14 protein-coding genes are annotated in these 18379 nt (G+C 66.5%); 10 read left to right on the top strand and 4 right to left on the bottom strand.

Annotated features, from left to right (window positions below):
• Positions 1-2: 2 nt before the first annotated feature.
• Entirely contained in the window at positions 3-1391 is a 1389-nt protein-coding gene (locus tag ACQY46_RS01485) for an alpha,alpha-trehalose-phosphate synthase (UDP-forming) (protein WP_428698555.1), read from the top strand.
• 102 nt (positions 1392-1493) lie between these two features.
• Here ACQY46_RS01485 and hppD read toward each other — a convergent pair whose 3' ends face one another.
• The gene (gene hppD / locus ACQY46_RS01480; protein ID WP_428698554.1) at positions 1494-2606 is read right to left on the bottom strand and encodes a 4-hydroxyphenylpyruvate dioxygenase; all 1113 of its coding nucleotides are present in this window, start codon (positions 2604-2606) and stop codon (positions 1494-1496) included.
• A 149-nt stretch (positions 2607-2755) separates the two neighbouring features.
• Between hppD and ACQY46_RS01475 the strand changes: the two genes are divergently transcribed.
• The 8 genes from ACQY46_RS01475 (at position 2756) to ACQY46_RS01440 (ending at position 12513) form a co-directional block, all read left to right on the top strand.
• Positions 2756-3232, top strand: a complete 477-nt coding sequence (locus tag ACQY46_RS01475) for an Lrp/AsnC family transcriptional regulator (protein WP_428698553.1) — start codon at positions 2756-2758, stop codon at positions 3230-3232.
• Between the two features lie 90 nt (positions 3233-3322).
• The gene (locus ACQY46_RS01470) at positions 3323-4048 is read left to right on the top strand and encodes a tellurite resistance TerB family protein (RefSeq protein ID WP_428700385.1); all 726 of its coding nucleotides are present in this window, start codon (positions 3323-3325) and stop codon (positions 4046-4048) included.
• 77 nt (positions 4049-4125) lie between these two features.
• Entirely contained in the window at positions 4126-5733 is a 1608-nt protein-coding gene (locus ACQY46_RS01465) for a GMC family oxidoreductase (protein WP_428698552.1), read from the top strand.
• A 99-nt stretch (positions 5734-5832) separates the two neighbouring features.
• The gene (locus ACQY46_RS01460; protein WP_428698551.1) at positions 5833-7644 is read left to right on the top strand and encodes a sensor histidine kinase; all 1812 of its coding nucleotides are present in this window, start codon (positions 5833-5835) and stop codon (positions 7642-7644) included.
• Positions 7645-7707: 63 nt separating this feature from the next.
• Positions 7708-9063, top strand: a complete 1356-nt coding sequence (locus ACQY46_RS01455; RefSeq protein WP_428698550.1) for a sigma-54-dependent transcriptional regulator — start codon at positions 7708-7710, stop codon at positions 9061-9063.
• A gap of 247 nt (positions 9064-9310) precedes the next feature.
• Complete coding sequence (locus ACQY46_RS01450) at positions 9311-10312, top strand: DctP family TRAP transporter solute-binding subunit (protein ID WP_428698549.1); 1002 nt, start codon at positions 9311-9313, stop codon at positions 10310-10312.
• A 164-nt stretch (positions 10313-10476) separates the two neighbouring features.
• A complete protein-coding gene (locus ACQY46_RS01445) occupies positions 10477-11097 on the top strand; it encodes a TRAP transporter small permease (RefSeq protein ID WP_428698548.1) in 621 nt (206 codons plus the stop codon).
• A gap of 9 nt (positions 11098-11106) precedes the next feature.
• Positions 11107-12513: a TRAP transporter large permease gene (locus ACQY46_RS01440; RefSeq protein ID WP_428698547.1), complete on the top strand. Its 1407-nt coding sequence runs from the start codon at positions 11107-11109 to the stop codon at positions 12511-12513.
• 129 nt (positions 12514-12642) lie between these two features.
• On the opposite strand, the gene ACQY46_RS01435 is transcribed toward ACQY46_RS01440, so the two are convergent.
• The 3 genes from ACQY46_RS01435 to ACQY46_RS01425 all read right to left on the bottom strand — a co-directional run bounded on the left by ACQY46_RS01435 (position 12643) and on the right by ACQY46_RS01425 (position 17247).
• A complete protein-coding gene (locus ACQY46_RS01435; protein WP_428698546.1) occupies positions 12643-12924 on the bottom strand; it encodes an SCP2 sterol-binding domain-containing protein in 282 nt (93 codons plus the stop codon).
• A 149-nt stretch (positions 12925-13073) separates the two neighbouring features.
• Entirely contained in the window at positions 13074-14873 is a 1800-nt protein-coding gene (locus ACQY46_RS01430) for an IlvD/Edd family dehydratase (protein WP_428698545.1), read from the bottom strand.
• Between the two features lie 106 nt (positions 14874-14979).
• The gene (locus ACQY46_RS01425) at positions 14980-17247 is read right to left on the bottom strand and encodes a heavy metal translocating P-type ATPase (protein WP_428698544.1); all 2268 of its coding nucleotides are present in this window, start codon (positions 17245-17247) and stop codon (positions 14980-14982) included.
• Between the two features lie 458 nt (positions 17248-17705).
• Here ACQY46_RS01425 and ACQY46_RS01420 point away from each other — a divergent pair, with 458 nt between their 5' ends.
• Positions 17706-18353 (top strand): DUF5701 family protein, encoded by a 648-nt coding sequence (locus tag ACQY46_RS01420; RefSeq protein ID WP_428698543.1) that lies wholly within the window; start codon positions 17706-17708, stop codon positions 18351-18353.
• Positions 18354-18379 lie beyond the last annotated feature (26 nt).

Genomic DNA, 18379 nt, shown 5'->3' with positions numbered 1-18379 from the left:
TGATGTCCCGTCTTGTCGTCGTTTCCAACCGCGTCGGTCCGCTCAAGGATACCGGGCGCGCCGGCGGCCTCGCCGTCGCGCTCGTCGATGCGCTGACGGAGACGGGCGGGCTGTGGTTCGGCTGGAGCGGCGAGGTGTCCGAGGAGGGGTCCTTCGGCAATCTCAAGCAGGCCGGAACCCGCAAGGTCGGCATGGCCACCGTCGACATGACCCAGGCCGACTATGACGAGTTCTACGCGGGGTATTCCAACAAGACGCTGTGGCCGGTGCTGCACTACCGGCTTGACCTTGCCGTGTTCGACCGCCGGCTGGAGGACGGCTACCGGCGGGTGAACGAGCGGTTCGCGACGCGACTGCGCCCGCTGCTCGCGCCGGACGACATCGTCTGGGTGCACGATTACCACTTCCTGCCCTTCGCGGCCGAGCTGCGCGGCATGGGGGTCGAGAACCCGCTTGGCTTCTTCCTGCATATCCCGTTCCCGGCGCCGGAAGTGCTGGCCGGGCTGCCGAACGCGGCGACCCTGGTGCGCCGCATGCTCGCCTATGACGTCATCGGCTTCCAGTCGCGGCGCGACGCCGCCAATTTCCGCCGCTTCGTCGTCGAGGAACTCGACGGAGCGGAGACAGGGGACGGGGAACTGGCCGTCGGCGGCCGGCGGGTGGTCGCGCGGGCCTTCCCGATCGGGATCGACGCGGCAGGCTTTGCCCGGCAGGCGACGACACCGGAGGCGCGCCGCCATACGGGCCGCGCCGAGAAACTCCTTGCGGGGCGCCAACAGATCATCGGCGTCGACCGGATCGACTATTCCAAGGGGCTGCCGGAACGCTTCCGCGCCTTCGGGCGGCTCCTGGACGACTATCCGGAAAACCGGGAGCGGGTGAGCCTGATGCAGGTGGCGCCACCCTCGCGCGCGGAACTCGACGCCTATGCCGAGATCCGCCGCGAGCTGGAGGAACTGACCGGCAACATCAACGGCCGGTTCGCCGATCTCGACTGGACGCCGATCCGCTACATGACACGCTCGTTCACGCGCCGGGCGCTTGCCGGGCTCTATCGGGCAAGCCGGGTGGCGCTGGTGACACCGCTTCGCGACGGCATGAACCTGGTTGCCAAGGAATATGTCGCCGCCCAGAGGGCGGAGGATCCCGGCGTCGTCGTCCTGTCGCGTTTCGCGGGGGCGGCGGAGGGCATGCCGGAGGCGCTGATCGTCAACCCGCATTCCGCCGAAGGCGTTGCGGCAAGCCTGCAGACGGCGCTGAACATGCCGCTCGACGAACGCCGGGACAGATGGCAGGCGATCTTCGACCGGATCTGCGAGAACGATGCCTCGGCCTGGGCGCATTCCTTCCTGGAGACGCTCAGGGAAGCAGGGCGCCGTCGAGCCTCGTGACAACCGGCCCGGCGGCCTTTGTCGCGGCGGCTTTCTCGACAAACAAAAAAGGGAGCGGCGATGGCCGCTCCCCTTTTTTCTGTGCCGTGGCGGGCGCCTGGCCTACTCGGCGGCGTCGGTCTTGATCACGCCGCGGCGGATCTGGTCTTCCTCGATGGATTCAAACAGCGCGCGGAAATTGCCCTCGCCGAACCCCTCGTCGCCCTTGCGCTGGATGAACTCGAAGAAGATCGGGCCGATCACGGTCTTCGAGAAGATCTGCAGGAGAATCTTGGTCATGCCGCCATCGACGACGCCTTCCCCGTCGATCAGGATGCCGTGCTTCTTCATCCGCTCGAGCGGTTCGTCATGCCCGTGCACGCGCTCGCGGGACATCTCGTAGTAGGTTTCCGGCGGGCCGGGCATGAACTTCAGCTCGTTTGCGGCGAGCCTGTCGGTGGCGCCGTAGATGTCGTCGGTGCCGACGGCAATGTGCTGGATGCCCTCGCCCTTGTACTTGCGCAGGTACTCGGCGATCTGGCTGGTGTCGTCCTTGGACTCGTTCAGCGGGATGCGGATCTTGCCGCAGGGCGAGGTGATTGCCCGGCTGACGAGGCCCGTGATACGGCCGTCAATGTCGAAGAAATGGATCTGCCGGAAGCCGAACAGGTCGCGGTAGAAGTCCCACCACTTGTCCATGTTGCCGCGATAGACATTGTGGGTCAGATGGTCGAGGTAATAGAAGCCGACGCCTTCGGGCTTCGGATTGCGTTCGCCCAGCCACTCGAATTCCGCGTCATAGGCCGAACCCTTCTCGCCGTAAGTGTCGATGAAATACAGCAGCGAGCCGCCGATTCCGACGATGGCCGGCACATCGAGGGTCTTGTCGCCGCCGTCATAGGGTGTCGCACCCATCTTCACGGCATGATCGAAGGCGTGTTTGGCATCGACCACGCGCCAGGCCATCGACGGCGCGCAGGGGCCGTGCTCGGCGACGAAGCGGGTGGCGTGCGAGCCGGGTTCGGCGTTCAGCACGTAGGTTATGTCGCCCTGGCGGTAGAGCGTGACGGCCTTCGTCCTGTGGCGGGCGACCGGCACGTAGCCCATGCGACGGAACAGGGCGTCGAGCTTTTCCGGTTCGGGGTGGGCGAACTCGACGAACTCGAACCCGTCCGTGCCGGCGGGATTGGCCTCGTCGATGCTGGCGGGCGGTGCGTCGTGCGGAAACGGTCCCATTCAGTCCTCCTCAGGCGAATATCGGCAGGCCGCATCCGGCCCTTCGGCGCACAGTATGCGTCCGTCTTCGCGCAAGGTGCGTGCAAAATGGATGAAGTTTCGCTATCCAATGCATGATTCATGCGGAAAATTGGTGAAAGTTGCACAAAATGACGGAGTTCGATCCTTTCGACCTGAAACTCCTGGCCTGCCTGCAGGACGATGCGTCGATCACCAACCAGCAGCTGGGCGAGCGGATCGGCCTGTCCGCCTCGCAGGTGTCGCGGCGGCGGCAGCGGCTGGAGGAGGTCGGCATCGTTCGCCGCTACCGGGCCGATATCGACCCCGCGGCGGTCGGTTTCACGGTGGTTGCCTTTGTCGGCGTCGCGCTCAACGCCCATAGCCGCCAGAATGCCCGCCGCTTCCGCGACCTGGTGCGGGCGTTGCCGGAGGTGCAGGAGGCGCATGTCCTGACCGGGGACATGGACTACATGCTGAAGGTGGCTGTGACCGATCTGGCCGCCCTGTCGCGCTTCATCAATGACGAACTCCTGCCGCACGACGCGGTGCGCAATGTGCGTTCCTCGATCGCCATGGAAACGCTGAAGGACGACAACAGGCTTCCCTTCGCCGAGGCCGTGCGCTGAGACGCTTGCACTTTTCGGCGGCACTTCCCACTTCCTTCCTCGTGTCAGGCGCTTCCTGACGAATTGCCACGGGAACGGAGAGACGTGACGATGTTCGACGCGCGCAAGCTGCTTGAAGAGTTCATGGGGCCGGGGTCCGGCCCGGGCGGGTCCGGCGGGTCCGGCGACATGATGGCGCGCGGAAAGGATTACCTGCGCTCGAATTCCGGCGGCCTTGCCGGCGGCGCCCTGGCCGGCGGCCTTGCCGGGCTGCTGCTCGGCACCAAGGGCGGCCGCAAGCTTGGCAAGACGGCGTTGACCTATGGCGGGATGGCGGTGGTCGCCGGTCTCGCCTACAAGGCCTATCAGGATTATCAGGGGTCGCGCGGCCAGGCGGAGCCCCGGCAGGCTCCGGCAGCTGAACCCGTCCTGCCGCCACCGTCGGATTCTCCCTTTGCACCGGAACGCCAGCCGGGCGGCGAAAATGCCTTCGCGCTGACATTGCTGACCGCGATGATCTCGGCCGCGAAGGCCGACGGCCATATCGACGCCGACGAGCAGGCGAGGATCTTCGACCGTCTCGACCAGCTGTCCCTCGACAGCGAAGCGAAAGCCTTCGTCATGGACGAGTTGCGCGCGCCGCTCGACATCGACCGGGTCGTTGCCGGCGCAAAGAGCCCGGAAGCTGCGCTCGAAGTCTATGCCGCCTCGCGGCTTGCGGTCGATCCCGACCACCCGGCCGAGCGCGCCTATCTGCAGATGCTGGCCGCGCGCCTCGGGCTGGAGCCCGGGCTTGTGGAGGAAGTCGACCGGGCCGTTCTGGAGGCCGGTGCCTGAGGGCGGCTGCCGCGGCTTGCCTTTGACACCGCCAGCAGGCATCGTTCCGCTCCGGATTGGCCTGGAGCGGAGGGGATATGCAGGACCTGGGCGAGTGGGACTACGTGATCGTGGGTGCGGGCTCTGCCGGCTGTGTGCTGGCGAACCGGCTTTCCGCCGATCCGCAGGTCAAGGTCCTGTTGCTGGAGGCGGGTGGCAAGGACGACTACATCTGGATCCACATCCCGGTCGGTTACCTCTACTGCATGGGCAACCCGCGCACCGACTGGGGTTTCCGGACGGCACCGGAAGCGGGCCTCAACGGCCGGGCGCTCGCCTATCCGCGCGGCCGGGTGCTCGGCGGATGTTCGTCCATCAACGGCATGATCTACATGCGCGGCCAGGCGCGCGACTATGACGGCTGGCGGCAGGCGGGCCTTCCCGGCTGGGGCTGGGACGACGTGCTGCCGCTGTTCCGCCGGGCCGAGGATCATTATGCGCTTTCCGACGAGATGCACGGGCAGGGCGGCGAATGCCGGGTCGAGGAGCAGCGGCTGTCCTGGGACATTCTCGATGCGGTGCGCGATGCCTGCGAGGAAGTCGGCATTCCCAAGGTGGACGATTTCAACCGCGGCGACAATTTCGGCTCGTCTTATTTTCAGGTCACCCAGCGCGGCGGTGTCCGCTGGACGGCCGCCAAGGGATACCTGAAACCGGTCATGAGCCGGCAAAACCTCAAGGTTGTGACCCGGGCCCAGGTCTCCCGCCTGGTCGTCGAGGAGGGACGGGCAAGCGGTCTCGAGCTGACGGTTGACGGAGCGCCTGCACGGGTGCGCGTCGCCGGCGAGGTGGTGCTCTCCGCCGGGGCGATCGGCTCCCCGCATCTGCTTGAGCTGTCCGGCATCGGCGACCCGCAGATGCTCGCCCGCCACGGCATCGACACGCTTGTCGAAAGCCCGCAAGTGGGCCGGAACCTGCAGGATCACCTGCAGATCCGCACGGTGTTCAAGGTCAGCGGCGCGGTGACGCTGAACCAGCTTGCCGCCAATCTCTGGGGCAAGGCGAAGATCGCGGCCCGTTACGCCTTGTCGCGCTCGGGCCCGATGTCGATGGCGCCCTCGCAGCTTGGCGTCTTCGCACGCTCCGATCCCGCCTTCGAGACGGCCAATATCGAGTATCACGTGCAGCCGCTGTCGCTCGACAAGTTCGGCGATCCGCTGCATTCCTTCCCGGCGATTACGCTCAGCGTCTGCAACCTCAGGCCCGAAAGCCGGGGGTCGGTGCACCTTGCCTCGCGCGATCCGATGGCGCATCCCGAGATCCGGCCGAACTACCTGTCGGCGGAAGCGGACCGCAAGGTTGCCGCGGACAGCATCCGGCTGACCCGCCGGATCATGGCCGCCGACACGATGAGCCGCCATGCGCCGGTGGAACACCTTCCCGGCCCGCTGGTGCGCAGCGACGAGGACCTGGCCCGGGCGGCGGGCGACATCGGCACGACCATCTTCCATCCGGCGGGGACCTGCCGGATGGGGGCGGACGACCAGGCCGTTGTCGATGCCCGGCTGAGGCTGCGCGGTCTGGCGGGCTTGCGCGTCGCCGATGCCTCGGTGATGCCGACGATCACTTCGGGCAACACCGCGGCGCCGACGATGATGATCGCCGAGAAGGCCGCCGAAATGATACGGGCCGACCGGCGAGCCTGACGTCGCCCTCGCGCATTTGTGCGCGAAAGCCGGTGCGGCTAGGATCGGCCGACGACGCGGGGGAAAACGCCTTCGCATCGATCGCCGTTGGATGGTGGCATGAGGACATATTTTCGCAAGGCGCAGCGCAACACCCTGCACGTGCTGGTGTTGTGCCTTGCCTTGCCCGTTACGGCCGGGATCGGGTGGGTCACCTGGGAACTGGCGACCCGTCTCTTCGCGGCCGAAGTCGCGACCCGGGCGCAGGCCCTGCTCTCCGTGCAGTCGGCGACACTGGAGCGGCAACTGGACAAGTTCCGCCTGCTGCCGCCGCTGCTGGCGCTGCGGCCCGACATTCGTGACATCATCCTTGACGGGGACCGCGCCGCCGGGGAACGCGTGGCGGCGATCGCGGCCGGCATGGCGGGCGCTCGAGAGGTTGCCTTCCTCGACACGCGCGGCGAAGTAGTGGCGTCCAGCCATCTTGCGCCGCGCCCCGAACCCGGCGGCAGGGAGGCGGTCGGACCGGTGCCGCTGACCGAGGCCCTGCAGGGCAGGCTCGGACGCGCCTATCGGCGCGGCACGGGCGGCGCGCCGGGCAGCTATGTCTTCGCCTCGGCGGTTCGGGCCGGGCCGGACGTGATCGGCGTGGTCCTCGTGCGGGTCAGCCTGGCGGAGGTGGAGCAGGCCTGGGCGCTCAGCCCGGCCCCGATCCTGGCGATCGACGAGGCCGGCGAGATCGTCGCCACCAATCGCCCGGCATGGCGCGGACACCGGGCGGCGGCGCGGCTGGAGCGCCAGGGCCGCGCGCGGGTGCCGCAGACCGGCGACGGAGCGGCGGCGGCGGCCACCGACGCGACCTATGTCACCTTCAAGGACGCGCCCGGCAAGGGGCCCTATCTGATGATGGCCCGCACATTGCCGGTCCTCGACTGGCGCATCGCAGCCTTTGCCGATACCGCCGATGCGCGCTCGCAGGGTAACAAGGTCGCGGCGATCGCGGTTCTGGTCTGCCTGCTTTTGAGCGGCGTGGCCTGGGTGGCGGCCGACCGCCGGGTCGCCGTCATGCGGCGCATGCGCGAGGACCGGCTTTCCGCACTCCGGCTGGAGCGCAAGGTGCGCACGCGCACACGCGATCTTTCGGAGGCGAACGCACGCCTGGCGCGCGAGGTTGCCGAGCGCGAGGCGGCGGAAGCGGAGCTGCGCCACATGCAGGCCGATCTGGTGCAGGCGGCGAAAATGGCGACGCTCGGCCAGATGTCGGCGGCGCTTTCGCACGAGTTCAACCAGCCGCTCGCCGCGATCCGTTCGAATGCCGACAATGCCAAGCTGTTCCTGGAGCGCGGCATGGGCGAGCGGGTCGAGGCCGGGCTCGACCGGATCATCGCGATGGTCGAGCGCATGGCGGAGATCTCCCGCGTGTTGAAAGGCTTCAGCCGGCGGGCGGGCACGGACCTGAAGGCGACGGCGCTGAAGCCGGTGATCGACGAGACGGTGATGCTCCTGTCGCCACGCGTCAAGCACGGCGGCGCGCGCCTGGAGGCGAGGCATCTCGACGGGGCGCTGCAGGTGATCGGCGGGCATGTGCGGCTGGAGCAGGTGGTGCTCAACCTTGCCGCCAACGCGCTCGATGCGGTGGAGGATCGCGGCGACGGCGTCGTCACCATCACGACACGCATGGAGGCGGGGCAGGCGGTGATCGAGGTGCGCGACAACGGGCCGGGCGTTGCCGACGAACTGCTCGGCAAGGTCTTCGATCCGTTCTTCACCACCAAGGATGTCGGCAAGGGGCTGGGCCTCGGGCTTTCGATCGCCTACAAGATCGTCCACGATTTTTCCGGAAGCCTGAGCGTCGGTGCGGCGGAGGGCGGCGGCGCGGTCTTCACGGTAAGGCTGCCGCTCGTCCAGGGCCTGAGCGACGCCGCGCAGTAGCGAGGCGGTCCCGCCGAGAGGGCATCCGGTCCGGCGACGCGCCCTTGGGGGGACGAGACTTTCATGGACAAGGCAAGGGTACTGCTGGTCGACGACGAGCCGGATCTGCGCGAGGCGCTGAGCGAGGGACTGGAGCTCGCCGGGCATTGCGTCTCGACTTTTTCCGGAGCCTCCGGCGTCGTCGGGCATCTGGGCCGCGATTTCTACGGCGTTCTGGTCACCGATATCCGGATGCCGCAGAGCGACGGGCTGGAACTGATGCGCAAGGCGCTGGAGATCGACGCCGCGCTGCCGGTGATCCTGATCACCGGCCACGGCGACGTGCCGCTCGCCGTCCAGGCGATGCGCGCGGGCGCCTATGATTTCATCGAGAAGCCGTTTCCGGTGAACCGCCTTTCGACGGTCATCGAGCGGGCGCTGGAAAAGCGCCGGCTGGTGCTGGAAAACCGGGCCTTGCGCGAGCAGCTTGCCGACCGTTCGGGAATGGAGGGCCGCCTCGTCGGCCGTTCGCCGCCGATGGAGCGGCTGCGCAGTCTGGTGGGGGCGCTTGCCGGTACGGATGCGGACGTGCTGATCATCGGCGAGACAGGCGCCGGCAAGGAGGTGGTGGCGCGGGCCCTGCACGAGGAAGGCCACAGGCGCAACGGGCCCTTCGTTGCGCTCAATTGCGGCGGGTTGCCGGCGGAGATCATCGAATCGGAGCTGTTCGGGCACGAGAAGGGCGCCTTCACCGGCGCCGCGCGCCAGCGGATCGGCAAGCTGGAGCATGCCCATGGCGGGACGGTGTTTCTCGACGAGATCGAGTCGATGCCGCTCGACCTGCAGGTCAAGCTGCTCCGGGTGATCGAGACGCGCAGCATCGAGCGGCTCGGGTCCAACGCCTCGATCCCGCTCGACGTCCGCTTCCTGGCGGCGACCAAGGAGGACCTGGAAGCGGCGGGAAACAGCGGCCGTTTCCGCAAGGACCTGTTCTACAGGCTCAATGTCGTCACGCTGGAAATCCCGCCGCTCAGGGCCCGCAAGGAAGACATCCCGTTGCTGTTCCACCATCTGACGCGCGAGGCACGGGCCCGCTACCGGCGGGAAATTCCCGACGCGAGCACCACCTATATCGCGACGCTGATGGCGCGCGACTGGCCGGGAAACGTGCGCGAGTTGCGCAATGTGGCCGACCGGTTCGTGCTCGGGCTGGAAGCGCTCGACCCGCTGGAGGCGGAAGTCGGGCGGAGCCTGTCGGAGCGTGTGGCGGCCTATGAGAAGGCGGTGATCGCCGAAGAGCTCGCCCGCAACGAGGGCAGCCTGAAGGCGACCTACGAGGGGCTCGGCCTGTCCCGCAAGGCGCTCTACGAGAAAATCCGCCGGCACGGGCTGGAGCGCGACGGGGCGTCCGTCGAGGACGGGGGCGCGGCCGACATATAGCCGCCATCGGCGCGGCCTATGTGTCGTCCTCCACCCATTGCCGTGCATTGATGGGTCGGAATCTACCCATTCGACATGGATGACCGGATCGGCGATACTGGCGGATGCCTTGAAACGCGCCGCTTTGCCCATGTTCGGAGCACGTGGCACGACTGTTGCTATCATTTTGACGCGACTGGTCCGGCGCCTTGCCGGACCCCATTGCCGCGCGCGTTGCGCCCGGCCAATCATGTCTGGGAGGACATCCATGAAGAAGTTCGCAACGGCCGCAGTCGCGGCCGCATGTTTCGCATTCTCCGCTCCGGCGCTTGCCGACTGCGACGATGGCGAGATGGTCATCAAGTTCAGCCACGTGGTGGCTGCGACCGGTCATCCCAAGGGCGATGCCGCGACGCTGCTCGCCAATCGCGTCAACGAGGAGATGAACGGCAAGGCCTGCATGCAGGTGTTCCCGAACTCCCAGCTTTTCGATGACGACAAGGTCATGGAAGCGCTGCTGCTCGGCGACGTTCAGCTGGCTGCCCCGTCGCTGTCGAAGTTCGAGGCCTACACGCTCAAGTACCGCCTCTTCGACCTGCCGTTCCTGTTCAACGACCTGTCGTCGATCGACCGCTTCGCCGTCTCCGACGCCGGCAAGGGCCTGCTCAACTCGATGACCGATGTCGGGTTCGTCGGCCTTGGCTACTGGAGCTCGGGCATGAAGCAGTTCTCGGCCAACAAGCCGCTGCTGGTGCCGAGCGACGCCGCCGGGCTGAAGTTCCGCATCCAGACCTCCGATGTTGCCGAGGCGATGATCTCGGCCATGGGTGCCAATGCCCAGAAGCTCGCCTTCAAGGAAGTCTACGGCGCGCTGCAGACGGGTGTGGTCGACGGTCAGGAGAACTCCTGGTCGAACATCTACACGCAGAAGTTCTTCGAGGTGCAGGACGGCATCACCGAGACCAACCACCAGCTTCTCGCCTATCTGCTGGTGACGTCCGACGAGTGGCTGAACGGTCTCGATGCCGACGTGCGCGAGCAGTTCCTGACCATCGTCAACGAGGTCACGATGGCGGCCAACGCCGAGGTCGCGAGCAAGGAAGCGGCCAACCGGCAGAAGATCCTCGACGCGGGCAGCGAGATCCGCGTTCTGACCGCCGAGCAGCGCAAGGCCTGGGGCGATGCCATGAAGCCGGTCTGGGACAAGTTCCGCGGCGACATCGGCGAGGACCTGATCGAGGCGGCGCAGGCTTCGAACAGCGCAAGCTGACCGAGGCAAGGGCTTTCCCGGAAGACACCGCCGCAGGCGGGCGTCCTCCGGGAGCCATGACGGGGTGACAGGATCGGGCGTGGCCGACGGCGCAGATCGCCGGGGCCATGCCCGATCCGGCCTTTGGAATGTTCCCGACAAAAGAGAAAAATTGGGGGGAAGCGATGCAACGCGTCGACAACTGGGTCACGCGCTTCGAGGAGAACGTGATCGCGTTCCTGCTCGCCGCGATGACCATCGTCTCCTTCACGCAGGTGGTGGCCCGCTACGGCTTCAATTCCGGCTGGACCGGAGCCCTTGAGTTCACTCGCATCCTGTTCGCCTGGCTGATCCTGTTCGGCATGAGCTACGGCGTGAAGATCGGCGCCCATCTTGGCGTCGATGCGGTCATCCGGCTGTTTCCGGCGCCGGTGTTCAGGGCGATCGCGGTCTTCGGGGCGCTGTGCGGCGTCGCCTATGCGGTGATCCTGCTTTATGCCGACTGGCTGCAGATCTTCGGCATCGAGACGCGCGGCGGGGCGATCGACTACTGGTCGCGCATGTTCAAGATCGGCATCGGTCTCGACGACCTGCGCTATCCCGAGCTCATTCAGGAGATGTTCGGCACCAAGGAGCGTGTCCAGCGCTGGATCGCCTATCTGATCCTGCCCGTGGGCCTGGCGCTGTTTGCATTTCGCTGCATCCAGGCGGCCCTGCAGATCATTCGCGGAGAACGCGAGATGATGATCGCCGCCCATGAAGCGGAAGAGCTTGTCGCCGAAAACAAAGACGTCCTGAAAGACTAAGAGGCAGCCATGGAAGCCGGTGTTCTGTTCATCATGGTTCTCGGGCTGCTGTTTCTCGGCGTCCCGATTTCCATCTCGCTGGGCCTGTCCAGCATTCTCACGATCGCATTCTTCTCGCAGGACTCCATGTCCTCGGTGGCGCTGCAGCTGTTCACGGCCTCGCAGAACTACACATTGCTTGCGATCCCGTTCTTCATCCTCGCCTCGACCTTCATGTCGACGGGCGGCGTCGCGCGGCGCATCATCCGTTTCGCGATCGCCTGCGTCGGCCATCTGCGCGGCGGCATGGCCATTGCCGCGGTGTTTTCCTGCATGCTCTTTGCCGCGCTTTCCGGCTCCTCGCCGGCAACCGTGGTCGCGATCGGCACGATCGCCATCGCCGGCATGCGGCAGGTGGGCTACACCAAGGAATTCGCGGCCGGCGTGATCGCCAATGCGGGCACGCTCGGCATCCTCATCCCGCCGTCGATCGTCATGGTCGTCTATGCGGCAGCGACGGATGTCTCGGTCGGTCGCATGTTCCTGGCCGGCGTCATTCCCGGCCTGGTCGCCGGCCTGATGCTGATGATCGCGATCTATGTGAACGCCCGCATCAAGAACATGCCGAAGCAGCCCTTCGCCGGTCTGGGCGAGATGGGCTCTGCGGCGGGCGAAGCGGCGTTCGGCCTGTTGCTCATCATCATCATCCTGGGCGGCATTTATGGCGGCATCTTCACGCCGACGGAGGCCGCATCCGTTGCCGCCGTCTATGCCTACCTGATCGCGATCTTCATCTATCGCGACATGGGGCCGCTGAAGGGCGTGCCGATGCGCAGGGACGGGGAGAGCGTTGCGACCGCCGTCGGCCGGAACCTGTGGCTGACGGTGGTGTATTTCTTCCCCGCCTGTGTCCATGCGGATACCCGCAAGGCGCTCGTCGATGCGGCGAAGACGACGATCATGCTGATGTTCATCATCGTCAACGCGCTGCTCTTCGCCCATACGCTGACGGCGGAACGCATTCCGCAGGCGATCACCGACTGGATGATCGGCGCGGGCTTCACCTGGTTCACCTTCCTGATCGCGGTCAACGTCCTGCTCCTGATCGGCGGCCAGTTCATGGAGCCCTCGGGCCTGCTCTTGATCGTCGCTCCGGTGGTGTTCCCGATCGGCATGGCGCTGGGCGTCGACCCGATCCATCTCGGCATCATCATGGTGGTGAACATGGAGATCGGCATGATCACGCCGCCGATCGGCCTCAACCTGTTCGTCACATCGGGAATAACAGGGATGAGCCTGATCCAGGTCGTCAAGGCGGCAGCGCCCTTCGTCGTGATCCTGTTCATCTTCCTGATCCTGGTGACCTATGTGCCGGCACTGTCGACCTGGCTGCCCTACTGGCTGATGGGTCCGGAGATCGTCACGCGGACAGGCTGACGTTCAGCCCGCACATCTTGCGGGCTCCCGCAAAGAAAGACCCCGGCGATGCGAGGCATTGCCGGGGTCTTTTCATGTCGGACATTGTTCCGGGGTCACCTTGCGGACATGCCGCGGGACCGGTCGGCATCAGACGATGCTGCCGAGCTTCATGGCGACGCTCATGTCGCCGGCGACCTTGATCTTGCCGGACATGAACGCCATCGTCGGGTTCAACTCGCCGGCGAGGAGATCGGCGAGGTTCTCCTGCGAGATGGTGATGGTGCAGTCGGCGTCCTTGTCCTCGTTGGTGACGTCCGATCCCTGGACAAAGATCACGCCGGCATCGCCGCAGTCGAATTTCACGCTGTCGGAGATGCCGCCGCCGGCCACCTTGCCGCGCACCGCCTCGGTCAGTTCGTTCAGGCTCATGTCATGTCTCCCTGTCGCCGGATCCGTCCGGCAGGCCGGCCCCCAGAAAGCATGACGCTTACGTAACCGTCAAGATCGACCTTGCGGGAAATCCACCGGGTCAGGGCGTGGGCTCATGCCGGTTCTCGCCAGAATCATGAGTTCACGCCCTAGTGGTTGTCGCGCGGCGTGCCCTTCGTGCGGGAGACGTCGCGATAGGCGACCGCCGGCTTCAGCACCATGCCCTTGTCGAACTGGTCGACGAGGGCCCGCTGGATTTCCTGCCAGGGGGTCTGGTGGGCGGGATAGGGGAAGCCGCCGCTCGCCTCGAGCGCGGCCCGCCGTCCGGCAAGTTCCGCGTCGCTGATCAGGATGTTCGCGGTGCAGGCTTTCAGGTCGATGCGCACCCGGTCGCCCGTCTTGAGCAAGGCAAGCCCGCCGCCGGCGGCAGCTTCCGGGGCCGCGTTGAGGATCGAGGCGGAACCGGACGTGCCGGACTGGCGCCCGTCGCCGATGCAGGGCATGGCGTGAATGCCGCGCTTGATGAGGGCTGCCGGCGGCTGCATGTTGACGACTTCGGCACCGCCCGGATAGCCGATCGGGCCGGTGCCGCGAATGAACAGCAGGCAGTGCTCGTCGATCTCGAGCGCCGGATCGTCAATGCGGTGATGATAGTCCTCAGGCCCCTCGAAGACGATGGCGCGGCCCTCGAAGGCCTCGGGATCGTTCGGGTTGGACAGGTAGCGGTCGCGGAATTCCTTCGAGATGACGCTGGTCTTCATGATCGCGCTGTCGAAGAGATTGCCCTTCAGGTTGAGGAAGCCGGCCTTGTCGACCATCGGCTCGCTAACCGGCCGGATGACGCGGGTGTCGAGATTTTCCGCTGTGCTGCAATTGTCGCCGATGCTGCGGCCGTTGACCGTCAGGGCCTGCGGATGGGGCAGCATGTCCGCCTTCATCAGCTCCGCGACAACGGCCGGTACGCCGCCGGCATGATGATAGTCCTCGCCCAGATATTCGCCCGCCGGCTGCATGTTGACGATCAGCGGGACGTGATGGCCGATGCGCTGCCAGTCGTCATTGTCGAGCGGCACGCCGAGATGGCTGGCGACGGCATTGAGATGAACCGGGGCATTGGTCGAGCCGCCGATGGCGGAGTTCACGACGATGGCATTCTCGAAGGCCTCGCGGGTCATGATGTCGGACGGGCGCAGGTCCTCCCAGACCATGTCGACGATCCTGAGGCCGGTCTGGTAGGACATCTGCGCGCGTTCGCGATATGTGGCGGGTATGGCGGCCGAGCCCGGCAGCTGCATGCCAAGCACCTCGGCCAGCGAGTTCATGGTCGTCGCGGTGCCCATCGTGTTGCAATAGCCGACCGACGGGGCGGAGGAGGCGACGAGATCCATGAAGCCGGCATAGTCGATCTCGCCGGCGGCCAGCATCTCGCGCGCCTTCCACACGATGGTGCCCGAGCCGGTGCGTTCGCCCCGGTGCCAGCCGTTCAGCATCGGGCCGACCGACAGGGCGATGGCGGGAATGTTGACGGTCGCCGCCGCCATCAGGCAGGCAGGCGTGGTCTTGTCGCAACCGATGGTGAGAACGACGCCGTCGATGGGATAGCCGTAGAGAAGTTCCACAAGGCCGAGATAGGCAAGGTTGCGGTCGAGCGAGGCGGTCGGCCGCTTGCCGGTCTCCTGGATCGGATGGACGGGGAATTCGAAACAGATGCCGCCGGCTTCCCGGATGCCCTCGCGCACGCGTTTCGCCAGCTCGATGTGATGGCGGTTGCAAGGGGAGAGATCCGAGCCGGTCTGGGCGATGCCGATGATCGGCTTGCCCGACTGCAGTTCCTCGCGGGTCAGGCCGTAGTTCAGGTAGCGCTCGATGTAGAGCGCCGTCATCCCGGGATCGTCGGGATTGTCGAACCAGGCGCGGGAACGAAGGGCTTTCGGGTCTCTGGCGGTCATTCCTGTCTCCGGGCTCGTGGCTGGGTCCTTTATTTGTAATACAAGATCCGGCCCGTCAATGACCGTTTTCCTTTGGCCCGATTGCCCTTCGCTTCCGTATCGCCTGTCAGCTCGCCCTGGCCTTCCAGCGTCGCAGAAGCGCGGCATTGGTGACGACCGACACCGAGGACAGCGCCATGGCGGCGCCGGCAAAGGCGGGGGTCAGGAGGCCGAACGCGGCGAGCGGAATGCCGACCACGTTGTAGACGAAGGCCCAGAAGAGGTTCTGCCGGATCTTCCGCGCCGTTGCCCTGGAGATGCCGATCGCATCGGCGACAAGGTCGGGCCGGGACCGCATCAGGGTGATGCCGGCGGTCTCCATCGCCACTTCCGCGCCGGAGCCCATCGCGATGCCGATGCTGGCCCCCGCAAGGGCCGGCGCGTCGTTGACGCCGTCGCCGACCATGGCGACGACACGGCCCTGCGAGATGAGCTCGGCAACCGTTTCCGACTTGCCTTCCGGGGGAACCCCGGCAATGACGCGGGCGATGCCGACCCGGTCGGCCACGGTGCGGGCGACCGCTTCCGTGTCACCGGTGAGCATGACGCTTTCGATGCCGAGCTCGCGCAGCCGGGCCACGGCTTCCGGTGTCTCCTCGCGTACCATGTCGGCCATGGCGATGACGCCGACGGCGCGCCCGGCGACGACGATGCTGGCGCAGGTCTTGCCGTCGGCCTCGAATTCACGTGCGATCTGACGGGTCAGGAACGTGTCTATGCCATGGGCCTCGAGCAGGCGCTGGTTGCCGATCAGGACGGTTTCCCCGGCGATTTCCGCGATGATGCCCTGTCCGGGAACGGCGCGGAAGGACGAAGGCTGGGAGACCTGCAGGCCGCGCTTGCGTGCCTCCCCGACGATGGCCGAGGCCAGCGGGTGCTCGCTGGGCTGCTGGGCGGTCGCGGCGATCCGCAGGATCCGGTCCGGATTGCTGTCGAAGGCGCGGATGTCGGTGACCCGGGGCGCGCCCAGCGTCAGCGTGCCGGTCTTGTCGAAGACCACCGTGTCCACCTTGTGGGCGACCTCCAGGGCCTCGATGTCGCGAATGAGAATGCCGGCACGGGCCGCCGCACCCGTTCCCGCGACGAGCGCCGTCGGGGTGGCCAGGCCAAGCGCACAGGGGCAGGCGATGACGAGGACGGCGACCGCCGCGCCGACGGTCGCATCGAGGCTGGCGCCGGTGAGCCACCAGCCGACAAAGGTGGCGATGGCGACGACGACAACGACCGGCACGAACACCGCCGAGACCTGATCGACGAGCTTCTGGACCGGCGCCTTTGACCCTTGCGCCGCCTCGACGAGGCGGATGATGGCGGCAAGCTTGCTGTCGCCGCCAAGCGCGGTGGCCTCGAGCGTGAGCGAGCCGGATCCGTTGACGGTGCCGCCGATCACCGGGCTGCCGGCGGTCTTGGCGACAGGCAGGCTTTCGCCGGTCAGCAGCGCCTCGTCGACCTCGCTTTCGCCGGCAAGCACGGTGCCGTCGACCGGAACACGCTCGCCCGGCTTCACCACGATATGGTCGCCGGGGAAGAGATGCTCGACGGGAACCGTTTCCAGCGTGTCGCCGGTCAGGCGGTGGGCCACCTGCGGCCGCAGGTCGCTGAGCGCGCGGACCGCCGCTGTCGTGGTGCGCTTGGCCCGCGCCTCCAGCAGCTTGCCGAACAGGATCAGCGTGAGGATCACGGCCGAAGCCTCGAAATAGAGATGGCCGGGGGCCTCGGGCCAGGCCAGCACGGTCAGCGCGAGGCTGTAGCCATAGGCTGCCGTCGTGCCCAGCACGACGAGCACGTCCATGTTGGCGCCGCCATTCGCCAGCGCCTTCCAGGCACCGATATAGAAGCGGCGGCCGACAAGGACCTGGACGATGCCGGCCAGAACCGCCTGGAGCCAGGCCGGCGGCATCAGCATCACGCCGAAGGGCGCGCCGACCATGCCGGCGACCATCGGTACGGACAGCAGGGCGGAGAGCACCAGCAGCATGAGTGTGCGGCGCTCCTGCGACCGGGCGCGTGCCTCGTTCTCGTCCTGCCGGCGCTTTTCCTGCTGCCAGCCGGTCGGCCGCTCGCTGGCGGTGTAACCGGTCGCCTCGATGGCGGCGACGATTTCGGCGGCCCCGAGACTGCCGTCGGTTTCCACCAGCGCGGTTTCAAGCGGCAGGTTCACCGAGGCGCGCAGGATGCCGGGCTTGCGCGCCAGCACCTTCTCGATGCGTGCCGAACACGCGGCGCAGGTCATGCCTCCGACATCGAGATGGAAGACGGCGCCGTCGCGCGGGGGCTCGGTGGCCTGGCCAGGAGCGCCTGCGGGGGCGCCGGCCTGGAGCGTTGCCTGTGACATTTGACGGATCTCCGGTGCGGGGGTCCGGCCGCTGCCGGACATGCCCTGATCAACTCCAGAGCAGGAGATAGGCCTTCCAGTCAATGGAAGGTCAAGGCCGGAAATACCTGGTCCCGAGGTGAAGGGCGACCAGAGGGCTGATCCGCTCGCCGTCCGACGGCGGCGGCAGGTCACGCGCGTTGGAAAACCCTTCGGAAAGGGGGGCGATCCAGAGCAGCCCCTCGGGGCCAGGCATCGGCTAGGCATCGGCCCGGTTATCCCGGGGTTCTTCGGAAACCGGAGGGTCGCATGATCCGGGCTTCGCGCGCCGCATGCGGGAGCTGCGAAGGATGCCGGTACGAGGGCGATCTTGCGAGATGGAACAAAATGGCAACGTGAATTCCCGGTTGGGCCCCTTAAATAGAGGAGGAACCCGGTGCCTTGACCCCGTTTGATGCCATCCCAGGAGCGCAGCCATAATGTCCCTTCTCCAACGGAGCGCCTGTCTCGAACGCCAGGCGAAGACGCTTCTGGACAATGGATTTCACGAGCTATGTGGTTTTGCAGAAGAGGATTTCCTGTCGAGAGTGCAACGGCTGGCTTCATCGCCCGGCTCTGCCGGGGAGATCCCGGTCTCGGGCAATGTCCCGCTATGCATCGCCTTTCGTCCCGGCCTTGTGAACCTTTCGGGTGCGATGGCGCGGATCGAAGCAAAATCCGCGACAGGCGTCGTGGAAATGACGCCCCTGTCGCCCGATGCTTTTCAGGCGATTGACGGAATTCAGCTTCCTGGAGGTGAACTTTATCTCCTGCTCGACATCGACACCGGCCGCGATCTCCTGAACGTCAGTCCGGAGGAGGCGCTGGCGATCATCAGACGACGGGGCAGAACGCCCCTGACCATGGAGGAGGGGGTCGCGCTCGCGATCCAACATCCGGAGCTGTTGACGGACAAGAAAAACTTCAACTGCATTCAAATGCCCGGCTCGCGGAAAGCGGGCGATCAGCGCGTACCGTCCATCTGGTTCAGCAAAGGCCGTCCGCGCCTGGGCTGGTGCTGGGACAGGAACGTCCACACCTGGCTGGGTTCAGCTTCCGCGGCCTTGCGCGTAGGCGGACAGCTGTAGAGCGCCCTGCTCGCCGCACTTGTGCC

The organism is Stappia sp. (genome assembly GCF_965276915.1).
In the GTDB taxonomy this organism is placed as follows: domain Bacteria; phylum Pseudomonadota; class Alphaproteobacteria; order Rhizobiales; family Stappiaceae; genus Stappia.
The sequence above is the reverse complement of the archived record's forward strand: the minus strand, read 5'-3'. Positions and strand labels throughout refer to the sequence as shown.